The sequence below is a fragment of the Knoellia sp. LjRoot47 genome, assembly GCF_964253435.1.
In the GTDB taxonomy this organism is placed as follows: domain Bacteria; phylum Actinomycetota; class Actinomycetes; order Actinomycetales; family Dermatophilaceae; genus Knoellia.
This window is the reverse complement of the sequence record NZ_CAXUQS020000001.1, coordinates 1,308,169-1,325,182: the sequence shown is the minus strand read 5'-3', so window position 1 is coordinate 1,325,182 and position 17,014 is coordinate 1,308,169. Positions and strand designations below refer to the sequence as shown.

Annotated in this window: 22 protein-coding genes; 10 read left to right on the top strand and 12 right to left on the bottom strand. The window is 70.9% G+C overall.

Going from position 1 to position 17,014, the window contains the following annotated elements; translation table 11 throughout:
• Positions 1 to 60: 60 nt before the first annotated feature.
• From gntA to ACSQ11_RS06445, 5 genes are all read left to right on the top strand, one after another.
• Entirely contained in the window at positions 61 to 771 is a 711-nt protein-coding gene (gene gntA / locus ACSQ11_RS06465; RefSeq protein WP_436004144.1) for a guanitoxin biosynthesis heme-dependent pre-guanitoxin N-hydroxylase GntA, read from the top strand.
• Between the two features lie 5 nt (positions 772 to 776).
• Positions 777 to 1,412 carry a DUF1989 domain-containing protein gene (locus ACSQ11_RS06460; protein ID WP_436004142.1) on the top strand — a complete coding sequence of 212 codons (636 nt, stop codon included), beginning with the start codon at positions 777 to 779 and terminating at the stop codon, positions 1,410 to 1,412.
• Between the two features lie 80 nt (positions 1,413 to 1,492).
• Positions 1,493 to 2,014: a hypothetical protein gene (locus ACSQ11_RS06455; RefSeq protein ID WP_436004140.1), complete on the top strand. Its 522-nt coding sequence runs from the start codon at positions 1,493 to 1,495 to the stop codon at positions 2,012 to 2,014.
• Complete coding sequence (locus ACSQ11_RS06450; RefSeq protein WP_436004138.1) at positions 2,014 to 2,508, top strand: DUF421 domain-containing protein; 495 nt, start codon at positions 2,014 to 2,016, stop codon at positions 2,506 to 2,508. Before ACSQ11_RS06455 ends, ACSQ11_RS06450 begins: the two co-directional genes overlap by 1 nt.
• A 145-nt stretch (positions 2,509 to 2,653) precedes the next feature.
• Positions 2,654 to 3,079, top strand: a complete 426-nt coding sequence (locus ACSQ11_RS06445; protein WP_436004136.1) for a hypothetical protein — start codon at positions 2,654 to 2,656, stop codon at positions 3,077 to 3,079.
• 42 nt (positions 3,080 to 3,121) lie between these two features.
• On the opposite strand, the gene ACSQ11_RS06440 is transcribed toward ACSQ11_RS06445, so the two are convergent.
• Positions 3,122 to 4,090: a helix-turn-helix transcriptional regulator gene (locus tag ACSQ11_RS06440; protein WP_436004134.1), complete on the bottom strand. Its 969-nt coding sequence runs from the start codon at positions 4,088 to 4,090 to the stop codon at positions 3,122 to 3,124.
• Between the two features lie 89 nt (positions 4,091 to 4,179).
• Here ACSQ11_RS06440 and ACSQ11_RS06435 point away from each other — a divergent pair, with 89 nt between their 5' ends.
• On the top strand, positions 4,180 to 5,295 hold the full coding sequence (locus ACSQ11_RS06435; protein WP_436004132.1) for an epoxide hydrolase family protein: 1,116 nt from the start codon (positions 4,180 to 4,182) through the stop codon (positions 5,293 to 5,295).
• A gap of 72 nt (positions 5,296 to 5,367) precedes the next feature.
• On the opposite strand, the gene eda is transcribed toward ACSQ11_RS06435, so the two are convergent.
• The 9 genes from eda to ACSQ11_RS06390 form a co-directional block, all read right to left on the bottom strand.
• A complete protein-coding gene (gene eda / locus ACSQ11_RS06430) occupies positions 5,368 to 6,060 on the bottom strand; it encodes a bifunctional 4-hydroxy-2-oxoglutarate aldolase/2-dehydro-3-deoxy-phosphogluconate aldolase (RefSeq protein WP_436004130.1) in 693 nt (230 codons plus the stop codon).
• The gene (gene edd, locus ACSQ11_RS06425; protein WP_436004128.1) at positions 6,057 to 7,967 is read right to left on the bottom strand and encodes a phosphogluconate dehydratase; all 1,911 of its coding nucleotides are present in this window, start codon (positions 7,965 to 7,967) and stop codon (positions 6,057 to 6,059) included. Before edd ends, eda begins: the two co-directional genes overlap by 4 nt.
• Positions 7,968 to 8,117: 150 nt before the next feature.
• Positions 8,118 to 9,395: an AAA family ATPase gene (locus ACSQ11_RS06420; protein ID WP_436004126.1), complete on the bottom strand. Its 1,278-nt coding sequence runs from the start codon at positions 9,393 to 9,395 to the stop codon at positions 8,118 to 8,120.
• A 52-nt stretch (positions 9,396 to 9,447) separates the two neighbouring features.
• Complete coding sequence (locus ACSQ11_RS06415; RefSeq protein WP_436004124.1) at positions 9,448 to 9,951, bottom strand: 2'-5' RNA ligase family protein; 504 nt, start codon at positions 9,949 to 9,951, stop codon at positions 9,448 to 9,450.
• A 45-nt stretch (positions 9,952 to 9,996) separates the two neighbouring features.
• Positions 9,997 to 10,809 (bottom strand): Fpg/Nei family DNA glycosylase, encoded by an 813-nt coding sequence (locus ACSQ11_RS06410; RefSeq protein WP_436004122.1) that lies wholly within the window; start codon positions 10,807 to 10,809, stop codon positions 9,997 to 9,999.
• A gap of 30 nt (positions 10,810 to 10,839) precedes the next feature.
• The gene (locus tag ACSQ11_RS06405; protein ID WP_436004120.1) at positions 10,840 to 11,061 is read right to left on the bottom strand and encodes a DUF2945 domain-containing protein; all 222 of its coding nucleotides are present in this window, start codon (positions 11,059 to 11,061) and stop codon (positions 10,840 to 10,842) included.
• 38 nt (positions 11,062 to 11,099) lie between these two features.
• Positions 11,100 to 11,435 carry a YnfA family protein gene (locus tag ACSQ11_RS06400; protein WP_436004118.1) on the bottom strand — a complete coding sequence of 112 codons (336 nt, stop codon included), beginning with the start codon at positions 11,433 to 11,435 and terminating at the stop codon, positions 11,100 to 11,102.
• A gap of 49 nt (positions 11,436 to 11,484) precedes the next feature.
• On the bottom strand, positions 11,485 to 11,955 hold the full coding sequence (locus ACSQ11_RS06395) for an META domain-containing protein (protein ID WP_436004116.1): 471 nt from the start codon (positions 11,953 to 11,955) through the stop codon (positions 11,485 to 11,487).
• Positions 11,956 to 11,992: 37 nt separating this feature from the next.
• Entirely contained in the window at positions 11,993 to 12,475 is a 483-nt protein-coding gene (locus ACSQ11_RS06390) for a hypothetical protein (protein WP_436004114.1), read from the bottom strand.
• 284 nt (positions 12,476 to 12,759) lie between these two features.
• Here ACSQ11_RS06390 and ACSQ11_RS06385 point away from each other — a divergent pair, with 284 nt between their 5' ends.
• Positions 12,760 to 13,203: a phage tail protein gene (locus tag ACSQ11_RS06385; protein ID WP_436004112.1), complete on the top strand. Its 444-nt coding sequence runs from the start codon at positions 12,760 to 12,762 to the stop codon at positions 13,201 to 13,203.
• Positions 13,204 to 13,235: 32 nt separating this feature from the next.
• On the top strand, positions 13,236 to 13,943 hold the full coding sequence (locus ACSQ11_RS06380; RefSeq protein ID WP_436004110.1) for a 4a-hydroxytetrahydrobiopterin dehydratase: 708 nt from the start codon (positions 13,236 to 13,238) through the stop codon (positions 13,941 to 13,943).
• A 113-nt stretch (positions 13,944 to 14,056) separates the two neighbouring features.
• Here the strand turns inward: ACSQ11_RS06380 and ACSQ11_RS06375 are convergent, their stop codons facing one another.
• Positions 14,057 to 14,578, bottom strand: a complete 522-nt coding sequence (locus ACSQ11_RS06375) for a M23 family metallopeptidase (RefSeq protein WP_436004108.1) — start codon at positions 14,576 to 14,578, stop codon at positions 14,057 to 14,059.
• Positions 14,579 to 14,763: 185 nt separating this feature from the next.
• On the opposite strand from ACSQ11_RS06375, the gene ACSQ11_RS06370 reads away from it, so the two are divergent.
• Positions 14,764 to 15,132: a hypothetical protein gene (locus ACSQ11_RS06370; protein ID WP_436004106.1), complete on the top strand. Its 369-nt coding sequence runs from the start codon at positions 14,764 to 14,766 to the stop codon at positions 15,130 to 15,132.
• Between the two features lie 407 nt (positions 15,133 to 15,539).
• Positions 15,540 to 16,022, top strand: coding sequence for a DUF488 domain-containing protein (locus ACSQ11_RS06365; RefSeq protein WP_436004104.1), 483 nt, complete (start codon positions 15,540 to 15,542; stop codon positions 16,020 to 16,022).
• On the opposite strand, the gene ACSQ11_RS06360 is transcribed toward ACSQ11_RS06365, so the two are convergent.
• The gene (locus ACSQ11_RS06360) at positions 16,019 to 16,864 is read right to left on the bottom strand and encodes a hypothetical protein (protein ID WP_436004103.1); all 846 of its coding nucleotides are present in this window, start codon (positions 16,862 to 16,864) and stop codon (positions 16,019 to 16,021) included. The two genes, ACSQ11_RS06365 and ACSQ11_RS06360, sit on opposite strands and share 4 nt — an antisense overlap.
• Positions 16,865 to 17,014: the final 150 nt, after the last annotated feature.

Below are 17,014 nucleotides of genomic sequence, written 5' to 3'. Positions count from 1 at the left end.
GAGGTAGTGGCTCCTTCCGGCGGCTGCCTACCGTCGAGGCAACGTGCCTAGGAGGCCCCCATGAGCACCACCCCCACCCCTGCCGGCGCCGCGGTGCCCACCCCTGCGCCCGAGCCCACCGTCGACGCGGTCCACGACCACCTCGCCCAGTGGGTGCTCGACCCCGAGTACCCCTGCCTCGGCGCCCGCGCCGTGTTCAACCGCGACCGCGCCCGGATCGTCACCACCGGACGGCTCGGGAGCGCGAGCAGCAGCCTGGACGTCTACCAGGCGCTGCGCGACTTCGGAGACGACGCCGACCCGGACGAGGGGTTCACCTCGCTCGTCGCGGCGTTCGGAGGCCAGGCGCCGCCCAGCGAGCGCGCGTTCGAGGACCGGCTCTGGACGACGCTGCAGCACCTCCACGACTTCGACGACACCCCGTGGAACGCGGAGGTGTCGAGCGACCCGGCCGACGTGGACTTCTCGTTCAGCATCGGCGGCATCGCGTACTTCGTCGTCGGGCTGCACCCGGGCGCCTCCCGCGACGCGCGCCGGACCCCATGGCCCGTCCTCGTGTTCAACCTGCACTCGCAGTTCGAGGAGCTCAAGGCCTCGGGTCGCTACGAGCGCATGCGCGACCTCATCCGAAGCCGCGACCTCGACCTGCAGGGCTCGGTCAACCCGATGGTGGCCGACCACGGCGAGCAGTCCGAGGCCCGGCAGTACTCCGGTCGCGCCGTCGACCCGTCGTGGCGGGCGCCGCTCGAGAACGCGGACATGGCACCGTGAGGTCGGTGACGAGCGACACCACCGACACTCACGACCTCGCCGACGGCTTCTCACGGCTCGCGCCGCAGACCGGAACCTCGGTGCGCCTTGCGCCCGGCGACGTCCTCACCCTGCTCGACCCCACCGGGGTGCAGGTGAGCGACCTCTACTGCGTCAGCGCCGACGACGTCGCCGAGCGGCTCTCGTCGGGCCGCTCGATCGACTTCGAGAACAGCATCCGATTCACCACGGGCTCGCGGCTGTGGAGCAACCGGAGCCGCCCGATGCTCACCGTCGTCGAGGACACCTGCGGCAGCCACGACTTCCTGCTCACCCCGTGCAGCCAGCAGACGTTCGACATCCTCTACCCGGACCTCGGTGGCGCCGAGCACCCGAGCTGCTTCGGCAACCTCGTCGGTGCGCTGGAGCCCCACGGGGTCCGCCCCGACGACATCGGGACGACGCTCAACGTCTTCATGAACGTCTGGGCCGACGAGACCGGCGAGCTGCACATCGACCCGCCCACGAGCGTTGCGGGAGACCGGTTCTCGGTGAGAGCCGAGATGGCCCTCCACGTCGGCATCACGGCCTGCTCGGCCGAGAAGTCCAACGGCGGGGTCTGCAAGCCGATCGACTACCGGGTGACCCGGGCCGACTCGTGAGTCACCGGGCTGCCGAAACGGTGGGCCCGACACCCGCGTGGCGCGGTGCGGCGTCCCGGCCCAGGTCCTAGCGTCGGGTCGTGGCTCGCACGGACTCGACGACCGAGGACCTGGTCGAGGCGCCGCGTGGCTTCCGTGGCCAGCTGGCGCACCGCACCGGTCTGGCGATCGTCGTCCTCATCGTCGTCGCAGGCATGGCCGGGCTCCTCGGCCCGCGCACGAGCACCGAGACGGCCTCCGCCGGTGGCTGGCGGCTGACCGTCGAGCACGCCTCGATCACCCGGTCGGGACAGCCGGCGCCGCTCCACCTCCGGGTCGAGCACGCCGAAGGCTTCACCCAGCCGGTGCAGATCGCGCTGTGCGACGGCCTGTTCGACCACCTCGACTTCCAGAACTGGTACCCGAACCCGTCCGCGGAGACGAGCTCACCGGGTCGCCTCCTCTACGAGTTCGACCCGCCGTCGGGGTCGGTGCTCGAGGTCAGCCTCGATGCACGCGCGGCCCCGGGACAGTGGGGTGGCCACGAGCGATGCCGCGCCACCGTGCTCGTCGACGACGCCCCCGTGGTGGGAGCGGACTTCGGCGTGAGGGTGGTGCCCTGATGGACATCGTCCTGCGGGCCACGGCCATCTTCCTGCTGCTGTGGCTCGTCATCCGGGTCTCGGGCAAGCGCGAGGTCGCCCAGCTCTCGGCGTTCGACATGATCATGGTCGTCACCCTCGGCGACCTCGTCGCGCAGGGTGTGGTGCAGGAGGACTACTCGCTGAGCGCCGCGGCGCTGGCGGTGACGACGTTCTGCGTCCTCAGCCTGCTCCTGGCCTGGACGCACTACCGCTTCCCGGTCACCCGGCCGCTGCTGTCCGGACGGGCGCGCGTCGTCGTGCGTGACGGCGCACCGCTCCTCGAGGTGCTGTCGTCGGAGCACCTCACGATCGAGGACGTCGAAGAGGCCGCTCGCGAGAAGGGGATTCGCCGCCTGCGCGACATCGAGCTGTGCGTCCTCGAGGTCGACGGCGGGTTCTCGTTCTTCACCGTCGACTCGTCCGACGACAGCGACGACAGCGAAGGCGCCTCGGACTCCCACACACTGCAGTGACCTCTGGGACGGCCGGGCCATGGCCGCACCTCCCGCCCTTCCGGGACACCTGACCCTGTCGGTCGGGACGCGGTGGCAGCCACCGTTCTCGGGTACCACGGCGTCCCAGGACGGGCCGCCGGTCACCCACCCCCGGAGGAACACCATGAACCGCTCCACCCTGCGCCGCGCCGGGCTCGCCGTCGCCGCCACCGGCACCGTCGCCGTCCTCGCCGCCGCACCCGCGATGGCCCACCACTGCTTCGTCCCGATGTACAGCCTCGGCGGCCCCGCCTCCCCCAACTGGTTCGTCCTGACGGCGGAGGACGGCGCCGTCTTCGAGGCGGGCTACGAGGCCGGGTGCGACGCCGCCGTCGACGCCGGCTACGCCGCCCTGCGCGCAGCCAAGCTGCCCGTCGCCATCAAGATCAACGAGAAGATGACGATCGGCGACCCCAAGCACACGGGCCGGATGAACCCGAACGGCGCCAACGGCAAGGGGCTGGAGTACTTCGGTGCCGGCTCCGAGCTGCCGTTCCAGATGGTCGCGACCTGGGTCGCGGGCGCGAAATCGGTCGACTGCGCCGGCTGAACCCGACTCCCGACGGGGAGCCGAGTCGGCTCCCCGTCGGGCTCAGCGCACGGCCCGGGAGTAGCGCCGGCCGAGCAGGCGCACGTGCTCGACGAGCTCGGGCGGCTCGGTGACGTGGAAGTCGAGCCCGAGCATGCCGATCCACACGGCGACGACCTCGACGCTGTCACCGCCGGTGACGAGGACGCTGTGACCCTCGTCCACGGTCTCGACGACCCCGACTGTGGGGTTGATCCGGCCGAGGACCTCGTCAGCCGGGGCGTCGACGGCGATCCGGCAGTGGACCTTCCAGCCCGAGAACGCGACGTCGCGCAGGACGAAGGCGGCGTAGTCACCTCCCTCGAGCGGTGCCGGCACGAAGCGCCCCGCACCCGGCACCCGCAGGGTCAGCCAGTCCACCCGGAAGGCCTGCCACGTCCCGGTCGGCCGACGCCGCGCGACGACGTACCAGCGCTCCTGCCAGCTCACGAGCCGGTAGGGATCGGCCTCGACCCGCTCCTCGGCGTCACCGGCGCCGGGCCGGTGAAGGAACCGCAGCCCCTCGTGGTCTCGCACGGCGGCGGCGAGCTCGGCGAGCAGAGCGACGTCGACCTCGGGCGCCTCGACGTTGGTTGCGGTGTTGGCCGGCCCGACGTCCGTGCTCTCGTGCAGCGCGCGAACCTGCCGCCGCAACCGGTCCGGCAGCACCTGCTCGAGCTTGGCCAGGGCGAGCACGCTCGACTCCTCGACGCCCCGGACCGCGGCCACCGCCCCGAGGCCGACCGCCACCGCGACCGCCTCATCGGGCTCGAGGAGCAGCGGGGGCAGCCGCCCGTGGTCACCGAAGCGGTAGCCGCCGGCCGGACCACGCACCGAGTCGATGGGGTAGCCGAGCTCGCGCAGCCGCTCCACGTCCTTGCGGATGGTCCGCTCACCGACACCGAGCCGCGCGCCCAGCTCGACGCCGGAGACGATGTCGCGCGCCTGGAGCTGACCGAGCAGCGCCAGCAGCCGGGTCGAGGTCTGCAGCATCGAGTCTCCTCATGGTCGTCAGGAAAAGGTCGCCCAGCCCCCATTGAACAGGAACGAAACGTGCCGGAACCCTTCATACCGTCCTTCTCATGACCACCACCGAGAAGTCCCCCGCCCTGTCCCTTCGCCCCTTCACCGTCGACATCCCTCAAGTCGAGCTCGACGAGCTCCAGCGCCGCCTGGCCTCCACCCGCTTCGCCGCCGAGCCGGTCTCCGAGTCCGGCACCGACGACTGGAGCAACGGCGCCCCGGTGTCCTACCTGCGCGAGATGGTCGCCCACTGGCGCGACGGCTTCGACTGGCGCGCCCAGGAGCGGGCCATGAACGCCTACCCGCAGTTCCTCACCGAGGTCGAGGGCCAGACCATCCACCTCGTCCACGTCCGTTCGGCCAACGAGGACGCGACCCCGCTCCTGCTCGCCCACACCTACCCCGGCTCGTTCGTCGACTTCCTCGACCTCATCCCGCGCCTCACCGACCGGTTCCACCTCGTCATCCCGACGCTCCCCGGCATCGGGTTCAGCCAACCCCTGTCCGACGGCCAGTGGGACTCGCCCCGCGTGGCCCGCACCTGGGACGCGCTCATGCGGGGTCTGGGCTACGAGTCCTACGGCGCGCACGGCTCGGACAACGGTGCGGTCGTCTCCCGCGAGCTCGCCGCGATGGCGCCCGAGGGCTTCCTCGGCGCCCACGTGCTCCAGCTCTTCTCGTTCCCGTCGGGGGACCCGGCGGAGTTCGAGCGGATGACGCCGGCCGACTACGCGGCCCTCGAGTTCGCGGGGTGGTTCCAGACCGTGAACGGCTTCGCGACGATGAACGCCTCCCGCCCGCAGACGATCGCGGCGGCCCTCAGCGACTCTCCGGTCGGCCAGCTGGCCTACAACGAGCTCTTCGAGAACTTCGGCAACGGCACCTCCACCCTCACCCGCGACCAGGTCCTCACCCAGGTGAGCCTCTACTGGTTCACCAACAGCAGCGCAGGCGCGGCCCGCTACTACCGGACCGAACAGACGGTCGAGCCCAAGGTCAACGAGGGCCGGATCGGCGTGGCCGTCTTCGCCGACGACTTCCGCTCGATGAGGCCGTTCGCCGAGCGCGACAACACCGACATCGTGTCGTGGACCGAGCACCCGCGTGGCGGCCACTTCGCCTCGATGGAGGTTCCGGACGAGCTGGCCGCAGCGATCCGCGACTTCTGGGCGTGACCGGGGCGGGGCGGCATACGAGGAACGACGTCCTCGTATGCCGTCCCGTCACGTCCGCGCGACCCGCTCCGCTCAGTCGGTGGGCCGGCGCAGGGCCGACGCCTCGGCGGCGAGACCCTCGATGCGGGCCCAGTCCCCCTGTGCAACAGCATCCTTGGGCGTGAGCCACGATCCGCCGACGCAGCCGACGTTGTCGAGCGCGAGCCACTGCGGCGCCGTCTCGGGCGTGATGCCGCCGGTCGGGCAGAAGCGCAGCTGCGGGCACGGCCCGGCGACAGCCGAGAGGTAGGGCCGGCCGCCACTCGCCTCGGCGGGGAAGAACTTCATCGCCTCGAGCCCCGCCTCGACCAGGGTGAGCATCTCGGTGAGCGTTCCTGCCCCGGCGAGCAGCGGCAGACCGCTGGCGAGGGCCGCCTCGAGCAGCCGCGGTGGCGAGCCGGGCGTGACGACGAACTGGGCGCCCGCGTCCGTGACCTGCTGCACCTGCTCCGGCGTCACGACGGTCCCGGCCCCGACGACCATGCCTTCGACCTGCGAGGCGACGGCTTCGATGGCGCCGAGACCGGCCTCGCTGCGCAGGGTGATCTCGATGACGGGGATCCCGCCGCGCACCAGGGCTCGGGCGAGCGGCACGGCCTGCTCGACGGTGTCGACGACGACCACGGGGATGACCGGCGCGAGGTCGAGCACGTCGGCGCCGCTGCGCAGGTTCGCCGGCACGGCGCTCTGCGCTGCGGTCGTCTCGGGGGTCAGCACGGTGCTCATCGGGTCTCCTCGGAGGTCAGGATCGGTGCGGCGGTGGCGAGCTCTGGTGCGAGACCGAGCCGCCCGAAGACGTGGGCACCCTCGTCGGCCCGACCGACGGCTGCCCGCATCGGGGCGAACAGCTCGCGCCCCGTGCCGGGCTCGTCGGTGGTGACCCGCGGCGCGGACGGCCTGGCGGCGAGCTCGTCGGCGTCGACGAGCAGGTCGAGCCGCCCGGTGACGGAGTCGAGCCGGATGACGTCGCCGTCGCGGACCTTCGAGATGGGTCCGGCGTGGACCGACTCTGGGGTGACGTGGATGGCCGCCGGAATGGCTCCCGAAGCGCCACTCATGCGTCCGTCGGTGACGAGAGCCACGGCATACCCACGCTTCTGCAGGACGCCGAGTGAGGGGGTGAGCGCGTGCAGCTCCGGCATGCCGTTTGCGCTCGGACCCTGCTCGCGGATGACGATGACGACGTCGCGGTCGAGCTCACGTCGTGAGAAGGCCTGGAGGAAGCCGACCTGGTCGGTGAAGACCCTCGCCGGCGCCTCGATGACGCGGTGGGCGTCGGCCACGGCGGACACCTTGATGACCGCGTGCCCGAGGGACCCGCGCAGGACCCGCAGGCCGCCGTCGACGGTGAACGGGTCGTCCGCGCCGCGCAGCACGGTGACGTCGCCCGACGTGGCAGCGACGTCGACGAACTCGAGCCGGCCGTCGACGAGGACGGGGCGCTGGGCGTAGCGACGCAGGCCCTCGCCCGCGAGGGTGAGGACGTCGTCGTGGAGCAGCCCGTGGTCCAGGAGGGTCGAGACGACGTATGCCGTCCCGCCGGCCGCGTGGAAGTGGTTCACGTCCGCGGTGCCGTTGGGATACATGCGCGCGATGGAGGGCACGACGGCGGAGAGCTCGTCGAAGTCGTCCCAGGTGAGGTCGATCCCCGCGGCGGCCGCCATCGAGATGAGGTGCATCGTGTGGTTGGTCGAGCCACCGGTGGCGAGCAGCGCGACGACGCCGTTGACGACGGACTTCTCCGAGACCATCTGCCCGATGCCGTAGGGCTCGTCCGAGGCGGCGATCTCGGCGACCCGGGCGGTGGTGGCCGCGGTGAGCGCCGCGCGCAGCGGGTCGTCGGGGTGGACGAAGGCGGCCCCGGGCAGGTGCAGGCCCATGACGTCCATGAGGAGCTGGTTGGAGTTGGCGGTGCCGTAGAACGTGCAGGTGCCCGGCGAGTGGTAGGACGCGACCTCGCTGCCGAGCAGCTCGTCGCGCCCCACGTCACCGGCGGCGAACGCGCGGCGCGTCTCGGCCTTGTCGGCGTTCGAGCGGCCCGACGCCATCGGCCCCGCCGGGACGAGCGCCATCGGCAGGTGACCGAAGGCGAGCGCGCCGGCGACGAGGCCGGGCACGATCTTGTCGCACACACCGAGCAGCAGGGCCCCATCGAAGACGTCGTGCGACAAGGCGATCGCCGTCGACATGGCGATGACGTCACGGCTGAAGAGGCTGAGCTCCATGCCGGCCCGACCCTGGGTGATGCCGTCGCACATGGCGGGGACACCGCCGGCGACCCGCGCCACGGCGCCGAGGTCCCGGGCCGTCGCCTTGATCTGCTCGGGGTAGCGCTCGAACGGCGCGTGCGCCGAGAGCATGTCGTTGTAGGACGTGACGATGCCGAGGCTGACCCCGCTCGTCGCGGACATCACGTCGCGGTCGCTGCCGCCGCAGGCCGCGACGGCGTGGGCGAGGTTGGAGCAGCCGAGGTCGGTGCGGGCCGGGCGCAGGCTGAGCTCGGAGGCGGCGCGCGCGGTCCGCTGCAGGTAGGCCGTGCGGATGGCGGCGCTGCGCTCGGTGACGCGGGCGGTGACCGCGTCGAGGACGGGATGGAGGGCAGGGTTGACGGCAGGACGGATGACGGGCGCCATGGGTCTCCTGAGGGGAGTTCGAGGACGGATGGCGCGAACGGCGACGATGGCGCCCGCGAAGTGATCCAGGTCACAAGTGTGGCGATGGGTCCCCGTCCGGCAACGCCCGTCCCGGCATCCGGACACGCGGGACCACCGCCGTGCTCGGCGTCAGCGCCGGCTCCCCCAGTTCCACGACGGGGTCGTGAGCAGCCCCTGTCCCTCGACGAAGGTCTCGCCGAGGTCCTTGACCAGCGTGACGCCGGTGGCGTCCTCACCCAGCTCGCGCGCGAGGGCCTGCGAGTGCGAGACCACCATGACCTGGCTCCGCTCCGAGGCGGCCGTGATGAGGCGGGCCAGCGGCGGCAGGAGGTCGGGGTGCAGTGAGGTCTCGGGTTCGTTGAGCACCATGAACGACGGCGGGTCGACGGTGAGCAGCGCTGCGACCAGGCAGAGGTAGCGCAGCGTCCCGTCGGAGAGCTCGGCGGCAGCGAGCGGCCGGAGCATCCCCGGCTGGTGCAGGTGGACGTCGAACCGGCCGTCCGTGACGGGCACGTCGAGGATCGCCCCGTCGAAGGCGTCGGCGACGGCTGCGTCCAGGGCACCGCGTCCGCTCTCCCGGATCGTCTGGAGCGCCGCGGCCAGGTCGGACCCGTCGTCGGCGAGCACCGGTGTCCTCGTACCGATCTGGGACTGGCGAGCGGGTGCCGCGGGGTCGGCGCGGAACCCGTCGTAGAACCGCCAGCCGCGGATGAGCCGACGCACCTGGAGCAGCTCCGGGGCGCGGTCGGGGTCGGCGAGCTCGGTGAGCATCGACTCCCACGGCCGCAGCGACCCGGTGAGCGTGGTCCAACCCCGCGCCTGCGACCGGCCCGGTCCCGTCTCGCGTGGCTGGGGGTCGGACTCCCAGCCGGCCGGGCGACCGGTGTCCCACTCGTCGTCCCACCCCCGGTCGGGTGCCGTGTCGTCCGTGCGGATCTCGACCGTGCCCCACTTCCGTCGGGCCACCACGGACCCCGGGCGCATCACCGGCCCCGACCAGACGACCTCGCGCTTGATCTCCGGATCGCGCAGGAACGCGGAGCCACCGGCGTCCGAGCCCGACGCCTGCTGTGGCAGACCGAGGTCGACGAGGTAGCCCCACTCGTCGCTGGCGAAGCCCAGTCGGAGGCTGACCGGACCCTTGCGCACGGTCCCGTGGACGGCTGCTCCACGCCTGCGCGCGCCGTCGAGGCTCGCGGGGCCGGCCCACAACGCCGACTGGAGACCACCCTCACGCGCGAGGGTGCCGATGACGTCCCCTCGCCCGCACCCGGCCAGCAGCCGCAGGCTGCGGTAGAGGCTGGACTTGCCGGTGCCATTGGCGCCGCTGACGACGTCGAGCCCGTGCAGTGGCACGACGACGTCGCGCAGCGAGCGGTATCCCGAGACGGCGACGGCGGTGAGCACGGACACGAACGTATGCCGTCGCGCCGACAGCCGTCGGGCGTTCACGGCCTGCTCAGGCCAGCGCGGTGGTCCTGCGTGCGTCGCTGTCCCAGTGGCGCAGGAGCGTGGCCGTGCCGTCGTGCCCCGCGGCCCGCACCAGCGCCAGGGCCTCACCGACCCGGTCGAGCGGTAAGCCGCGGGCGAGCGTGACGTGCGGGACCCACCGTCCGGGGGCGGTCAGTGGCGAGGCGTCGGCCCGGCTCGTCGACACCGCCGTCTCGTGGAGGGTGAGCAGGCGGGAGTCGACGATGACGAGGCGGGCGAGGACGGCTCTGCGGCCGGGGAAGGCGATCACCGGACCCAGCCGCACGGGGACAGGCAGCAAGGGGCGCAGCGCCGAGGCGAGCTCCTCGTCGGTCGCCGGCAGGGAGTCGGTGGCGAGCACGGTGACGTGAGGCGCGTTGGTCTCGCCCGTGTGGTCGGCCTGGCTCGGCAAACCCCTGTCCCGCAGGGCTGCCCACTCCTCACGCACCACTGCGTCGGTGTCGTCGTCGAGGAGGAGCTCGAGTGCCTGCATGCCCCCATCGTGCCCCGGAGGTCGGCCACCTCGCGGCGCCGCGACTCAGGAGTGCTGGCAGCCCGGGCACCAGAACATGCGCTGCGGCCCCATGCGCTCGGCACGCACGGTGCTTCCGCACACGTGGCACGGCTTCCCGGCACGGCCGTAGACGGCATACCTCTTGGGCCAGCGGGGCACCCGCTCGCCACGGACGAGGAGCTCGCGCGCCGCGGTCATCTGCACCTCGTCGGTGACGATCCACCCGGCTCCGAGACCGAGCGTCAGCAGCTCGACGGCGTCGTGCCACAGGGCGGCGAAGGTGTCGTCGTCGATGTCGTGCCCGGGGATGAAGGGGTCGAGCCGGGCGCGGTGGAGGAGCTCGGCGCGATAGACGTTGCCGATGCCGGCGATGACCTTCTGGTCGATGAGGAGTGCGCCGATCGGCCTGCGGGAGTTCTGGATCCGTCGCCTGGCGAGGTCGGGCTCCGCATCCTCGCGCAAGGGGTCGGGTCCCAGGCGCGCTCGCAGGGCGAGTACGCCGTCCTCGTCGAGGAGCTCGCACACCGCGGGGTCGGTGACCTCCGCGTGGTGGGTCGCGGAGAGGAGGCGCCAGGCGACGTTGCCGTGGGACGGTGGCTCGGTGCGGGGATAGGCGCCATCGAGCGCGCGCGAGTGCTTGCGCACCGAGACACCGCCGTCCATGGCGAGGTGGAGGTGCACGGCGAGCGGCACGTCGACCGCCGTCACGAGGAGGTGCTTGCCGACCGCCTGGGCGTCGGCCACGACGTGCTCGTCGAAGAGCGCGGCGTCGAGCTGCCCGTTGGGGGAGGACGACCGCACCGGCTGGCCCACGAGCTGGCGCAGTCGGGCCGCCATGCCGTGGACCGCGTGACCTTCGGCCACCCGTCAGTCGCCGTCCGCCCGCTGCACCTCGCTGGCGAGCTTGAGGACGACCGTGCCGTCCTCCTGCTCGATGACGTAGGCCGGGTCGTCCTCGCTGCCGTTGCGGGTGATCTCCTCACCCTTGGTTGTGCGGCTGACCGAGTCGTGGTGGACCTCGGTGACCGAGCCTTTCGCCCACGAGGAGCCCCACTTCCACTTCACGGTGGTACCGGTGCGGATCGTCATGGCTCCAGCATGTCCCACGGAGGTGACAGCGATGCGGTTCAGGCCGAGCGAGGTGCGTACATGATCACGGCGACCCCGGCGAGGCAGAGCAGCGCTCCCGCGACGTCGTAGCGGTCGGGCCGGAAGCCGTCCAGCGCCATCCCCCACGCGAGCGAGCCTGCGACGAACACCCCTCCGTATGCCGCGAGGATCCGTCCGAAGTGCGCGTCCGGTTGCAGCGTGGCGACGAAGCCGTAGAGCCCGAGGGCGATGACGCCGGCGCCGATCCAGACCCAGCCGCGGTGCTCGCGCACTCCCTGCCAGACGAGCCACGCGCCCCCGATCTCGGCGAGCGCGGCGGCGACGAACAGGGCGATCGACCTCAGCGTGTCCACCCGGTCATCGTGGCAGGCGGCGACACGGCCCACGCTCGGCCGCACCGGGTCAGCGGGGGACGAAGCCGATCCAGCCGGCGTTCGTGTCGAGGCTGAACATCGGCCCCTCGGTGGACCCCTTGAGCTGCACCTGTGCCCCGTCGGTGACGAGGGCCGCGAGCCAGGCCTCCGCGGCTGCCACCTCCGGCGGGCACCCGATCTCGGTCGTGACCACACCCTGCTCGGACCGGAGGCGGTGGTCCTCGACGTGGACGACGGCGCTCATCCGGTTGCACCCCACGTCGAAGCGCAGCTCGTCACCGTCGACGGTCAGCGTGACCGGTCTCGTCCACGGGCTGGTGCCGTCGTAGGCGAACCCGGTGCGGGAGACCCATTTCCCCCGCACCTCGTCCAGCGAGTGCAGCCATCCCGCGCTCCGGTCCGCGGACCGCTCCATCGCCAGCTGGACGGCATACAGGGAACCGACTCCTGCCAGCGCGACGAGCGCTGCGAGCGCGAGCCACCGCCACCGTCTCCTCATGACGCTTCGACGTCGGAGCGGACGGCGCGGTTCCGGCTCAGCCGGTCATGGCCGCCCGCCACACCGCGACCATGACGTCGTAGGGACCCGCGCTCATCGGCGGGCTGTCCGGCGGCAACGACGCGAGCGCCGACTCGGGCACGACGTTGCGCATCGTCATCGACACCTCGTGTCCCATGAGGTCGATGTCGACGCTCCAGCCCCACTCCTGGAGATAGGTGCCGCCCACGGCCACGCCGTCGCCGGAGCGGGTGCCGTGCAGCGACATCAGGCCGGGCTGCTGGTGCCACGTGTCGAAGAGGCTGGCCTCGACCGCACCACCCTCGCCAGTGCCGCCGACGAGGAGCGCGCCCTGCTGCTCACCGTCGGTGGGGTGCACCCACGTGTAGGTCAACGTGAAGCCCTGGTCACCGATCGTGGTGAGCGTCGCCGACGACGATCCCTCGGCGAGCGGGTCGTTCGGCATGAGCCGGAAGGCACAGGTGCCGTGGACGGCATACGGGCTGGTGCGTGCGGACATGACGACAGGATGACGCACGCCGACGACCACGTCACGGCGTCACAGGACGAGGTTGAGCACCACCGTGAGCAGGATCGACAGGACGACGGAGACGGCGATCATCGTGAGGCAGCCGGCGGCGCCTCCGACGGGGCGGATCTGCACGGGGCTCATGCCACCAACCTGTCATGCGGACAGCGCGGGCCACCCCACCCCGAAGGGCGTGCGCGTCCACCGTTGACGGTCCGCCGCCGACGCTGCCACGCTCGTCCTGACAGGTCGCGCACGGCAGGACGGAGGACCCGGTGCCAGGTCGTCGTGAGCCCGACGGTGGGGTCGGGCACAGCTTCGGACTCGAGCTCGACGGGGTGCGCGTCTCGATGCTCACCGAAGTCCTCGGACTGACCGTCGAACGTGAGGTCGTCGAGTTCAGGGAGGGCGGGGCGGACGGCACCCAGGTGGTGCGCAAGCTGCCCGGCCGCACGAAGTCCGGCGAGGTCACCGTCGTGCGCGGCCTCACCACCGAACCCACCTTCGAGCAGTGGATGCGCGACGTGACCGCCGACGCGGACGCGGGTCGTCGCACCGTCGCGATCCTCGTCCTCGACCGCAAGGGTCAGCGGGTCGCGACCTTCACCCTGACGCGGGCGTGGCCGAGGAAGCTGGAGTATGCCGGCCTGCGCGCGGGTGCCCCGGAGCCCGTGACCGAGCGGCTCACCCTCGTCCACGACGGCATCGCGCGAACCTGACCTCGGGCGTCGCCCGGGCGTAGGTTCGCTGCATGGACATGCTCAGGGGGCCACAGATCGCCGAGGCGAACCTCACCGACTGGCGCAAGCTCGCGCAGGGGCTGCACGCCCGCTTCGTGATCGACGACTTCGGCGTCGGGGCGCGCTTCGTCACCGCCGTGGCCGAGGCGGGGGACGCGCTGGGCCACCACCCGCGGGCGGTGATCGGAGTCGGCCACGTCGACCTCGAGCTCGTCACGGCCGACGCGATCTATCGCGATGACGAGGGCACCGAACACGTCGTCGAGTGGGTGACGCAGCAGGACGTCGACCTCGCGCGCACGATCAGCGAGATCGCCGCCATGCAGGGGCTCGGAACCGACCCCAGCTCCGTGAGTGAGGTCGAGCTCGGTCTCGACACCGCGGACTCGGCGGTGATCGCCCCGGTGTGGGCGGCTCTGCTCACGGGCGACGCCGGTTCGCAGGGACGCGGCACGCCCGGCGACGAGGTCCGTGACGCCACCGGACGCACCCCGAACCTCTGGTTCGGTGACGCCCCGCAGGGCGACGGGACCGGCCAGCGCTTCCACGTCGAGGTCTATCTGGCCCCGGAGGTCGTGGAGGAGCGGATCGCGGCTGCCGTGGCCGCCGGCGGCGTCGTCGTCGACGACAGCGAGTCGCCCGGGCTCACCGTGCTCGCCGACCAGGACGGCAACCGTGGAGTCGTGTGCGTCGACACGTCAGCGGTGGCGGCGGGCTGAGGCCCCCTCGTTCCTGAGCCGCGCCCGCGCCCAACGCAAGGACCTCCGGGTGGCGTGGACGTCCACGCGGCACCCGGAGGCCCTCCCGGCGATGGCCGGACCTCAGACCTGTGTCAGGGCCACAGGTTGGGGTTCTTGTCCGAGCCGTAGCCGCCGTAGCGCGGGCGGCGCTCGAGGTGCAGGTGCGGACCGGTCGTGTTGCCGGTGTTGCCCGAGTAGCCGATGAGCTGGTTCGTGGCGACCCGCTGGCCGTCACTCACGACACGGCGGGACAGGTGGCAGTAGCCCCAGTCCGAGCCGTCGACGTTGTCGTTGATGAGGATCATCGTGCCGTAAGCCGATCCCCAGTTCGCCCGACCGGTGCGGACGTCACCGCCGATGGTCGCGTAGACGGGGGTGCCGATGGGGCAGCCGATGTCGACGCCCGTGTGGTAGCCGGCCGCCCAGTTGCCGGGCTGGCGCCACTGGGCCGTGATCGGGTGCGCGGTGGGGTTCTTCACCGGCCGCACGTAGGACGCGGCGTTGGCTGCCGGCGCTCCGACGATGCCACCGATCGCCAGCCCGCCGAGGGCGGCGCCGCCGCCCAACAGCATCCGTCGGCTGGGGGTGCGCTGCAGTTCCTCATGGTCTGTCATGACAGTTCTCCCGAATCTGCTCGTGATCGGGTTGCCGAACACGGGAGAACCCCCATGCCCATCCGCCCGCTCGCTGGTCTGGACCTTCGTGCACTGGAAACCTGCACGGCTCAGACCGTCGCAACCGCCACTGCGGAACCGCTGCGAAACCACTGCGACACCGGCGAACCGGCTCGGCGACGCTCTTGACCGAGCGCGAGCGGCCCTCACCGTCTACCCTGCATCTGCTGGCGGGGTTCACAAGGGGGTCGTCGGCCTCTGCCTCGCCGAAAGAGGGGGATTTGCTGATGCGTCGGAAGTTTGGTGCCACCGCTCTCGCCGTTCTGGGAACCGTGACCGTGGTCGGGATGAGCGCCCCGTCCGCTCAGGCGAGCAGCGAACAGAGCGTGTGGTTCTTCGCGGACACAGCGGCTCGCAGCCTCGAGAAGTGCAAGGCGGCCGCACCCGCGTACAACTCCTCGTGGACGAAGATCGTCGTTCCCTGCAGCGTTCTGGGCTTCGACCCCACCCGCGACAAGTGGGCGTCCCGCCTGGTGTACCGGACGGTGGGCTGACCGGGTCGCAGCTTCTCTGGCCGCGACTCGGGGCACGCCCCGGGTAGCGGTGTAGCGCTGCGTGTTCCATCTCGGTGTGGCTGCCTCTGCGGGTGGCCACACCGAGGTGGCGTCGCTGGTTTCGCCGGACGAAGCGCCCGGCCGGGCCGGTGCGGGCGCGGGGTCAGAAGCCGCTGGTCCCTCCGCCGATAGGTGACATGGCATCCAGCGCGACCGGTGGTGCGAATCCACTTCTCGATGCCAAGTTTGACCGGCAGACGCCGAGGGACCGCTCGAAGTCCAAGGCCCGGGGGCATATCAGCGAAGGAACCCCCGCTCGCGTCTTGTGCAGCATCAGGCAGGCGCAGGTCCGTGCGAGGGGCATTGGGGGCACCCCGCCCCTCCCCGCTTTACGGGTGGGATGCTTGATGTCGCAGCCGAAGGGGCTGCCCGCCTGCAACGCGAGGAGCAGCTTGAACTTCGGTATCGTGTCGGTCGGCTACGAGGGACGAGACCTCGCTGACTTCGTCAACCTTCTGGTGGCCCATCACGTTGGAACCTTGGCTGATGTCCGGCTCAACGCCATAAGCCGCAGGGTGGGCTTCTCGAAGACTCGGCTGGGGCAGGCACTTGCGGACGCCGGTATCGAGTATGTCCACCTGCGCTGCTTGGGTAATCCAAAGGAGAACCGAGAGCGCTTTCGGAAGGGCCCCTTGGACGAGGGAATTGCCCACTTCCGTCAGGTGCTTAAGAGCGCCGAGGCGGAAAAGGCTCTAAGCGACCTGGGTTCAAAGGCGTCGTCAGAGGTCATCGCCGTGATGTGCTTCGAGGCCGATCACCGCCGCTGCCACCGAGATGTCGTCGTGGCCGACCTTCGGTCACGCGTCGGCGTCAACGCCGTTCACGTCTAGCTACGGGGTGGGTAGTACATGCCGATCACGCTGTAGGTGTTCCGGTGCTTCGCCTGATTGCCGACGTAGAAGCACGTGTCTTTGCGAGCATCGCAAACCATCCCCAAGAACCTGTCCGCGATGGCTTGCCTTGCCTTCGCGTCAGGAACTCGTCCGAGCCGGCGCTGATAGGCCACCAGTTCCCAATCGAGAATGCCCTGACGGTGCCGTCCGTGACACTCCGAATCGCCACAAACGTACGCGTACCAGGCCTTGAATCGTGGGGCCTCTAGCGGGATCTTCGCCCTGTCGTCGAAGAGTTCGTACTGGTTGACGTAGGCATCGATCTTGTTTTGTTCGGCGTGCGTCCAGCCGGGGTGGGGTTCGATGTCTAATCCGACGATGCGGGCCGGACGAATCAGGGCCAGGGATGGGGCAGCGGGGTTTCCCGCAACCGCGGTGAGCAGTGAGCACATCGACGCTCGGATCATCGGGTCGATCCATGCTCGTCGATCCCAAGGCTTCTTGTGGCGTGAGACAACCCTCAACGTGCTCATGTCGGGCTTCCAGCTCTCGAGGCGGGAGTCAGCGATTGCTGGGGTGGCATCTACCTCAATCACGTCGTACTTGCCGAACCTCGCGGAATCGCCCAAGTGCCTCACGTTCACGGGATAGAGCCTGATCCAATTGGTGCCCGTGACGCCAACTTCCAAACCAGCCACGCACACCGTTTCTCCGTGGCTCGCGGACGGATTGGGCGCAGCCGTGACGGTGATGAGAACTCGCAGGCGTCGAGGTCGTCTATCCAGTGGCTTGGCCAGTACTGCCTCATCCCCCTGCAGGCTGAACAGACTGTCCTGCATGGGTGGAGGGTACGCCTCCGAACGTTCTAGAAGTCGCTGATCAGCACAAATGCGCCGCTCTGGAAACGAGACTCAAGGAGTCGCACCGCGCGCGGGAATGCTTTGGCTCCCAAAGAGTCCTCCACGTCGGGGCCGAGCCCCTCCGCGACC

Coding starts and splice junctions, on each gene's coding strand:
- gntA (WP_436004144.1), top strand. CDS start 61: ATGAGCACCACCCCCACCCCTGCCGGCGCCGCGGTGCCCACCCCTGCG.
- ACSQ11_RS06450 (WP_436004138.1), top strand. CDS start 2,014: ATGGACATCGTCCTGCGGGCCACGGCCATCTTCCTGCTGCTGTGGCTC.
- ACSQ11_RS06445 (WP_436004136.1), top strand. CDS start 2,654: ATGAACCGCTCCACCCTGCGCCGCGCCGGGCTCGCCGTCGCCGCCACC.
- ACSQ11_RS06440 (WP_436004134.1), bottom strand. CDS start 4,090: ATGCTGCAGACCTCGACCCGGCTGCTGGCGCTGCTCGGTCAGCTCCAG.
- ACSQ11_RS06435 (WP_436004132.1), top strand. CDS start 4,180: ATGACCACCACCGAGAAGTCCCCCGCCCTGTCCCTTCGCCCCTTCACC.
- eda (WP_436004130.1), bottom strand. CDS start 6,060: ATGAGCACCGTGCTGACCCCCGAGACGACCGCAGCGCAGAGCGCCGTG.
- edd (WP_436004128.1), bottom strand. CDS start 7,967: ATGGCGCCCGTCATCCGTCCTGCCGTCAACCCTGCCCTCCATCCCGTC.
- ACSQ11_RS06415 (WP_436004124.1), bottom strand. CDS start 9,951: ATGCAGGCACTCGAGCTCCTCCTCGACGACGACACCGACGCAGTGGTG.
- ACSQ11_RS06410 (WP_436004122.1), bottom strand. CDS start 10,809: ATGGCGGCCCGACTGCGCCAGCTCGTGGGCCAGCCGGTGCGGTCGTCC.
- ACSQ11_RS06405 (WP_436004120.1), bottom strand. CDS start 11,061: ATGACGATCCGCACCGGTACCACCGTGAAGTGGAAGTGGGGCTCCTCG.
- ACSQ11_RS06395 (WP_436004116.1), bottom strand. CDS start 11,955: ATGAGGAGACGGTGGCGGTGGCTCGCGCTCGCAGCGCTCGTCGCGCTG.
- ACSQ11_RS06390 (WP_436004114.1), bottom strand. CDS start 12,475: ATGTCCGCACGCACCAGCCCGTATGCCGTCCACGGCACCTGTGCCTTC.
- ACSQ11_RS06380 (WP_436004110.1), top strand. CDS start 13,236: ATGGACATGCTCAGGGGGCCACAGATCGCCGAGGCGAACCTCACCGAC.
- ACSQ11_RS06375 (WP_436004108.1), bottom strand. CDS start 14,578: ATGACAGACCATGAGGAACTGCAGCGCACCCCCAGCCGACGGATGCTG.
- ACSQ11_RS06365 (WP_436004104.1), top strand. CDS start 15,540: ATGTCGCAGCCGAAGGGGCTGCCCGCCTGCAACGCGAGGAGCAGCTTG.
- ACSQ11_RS06360 (WP_436004103.1), bottom strand. CDS start 16,864: ATGCAGGACAGTCTGTTCAGCCTGCAGGGGGATGAGGCAGTACTGGCC.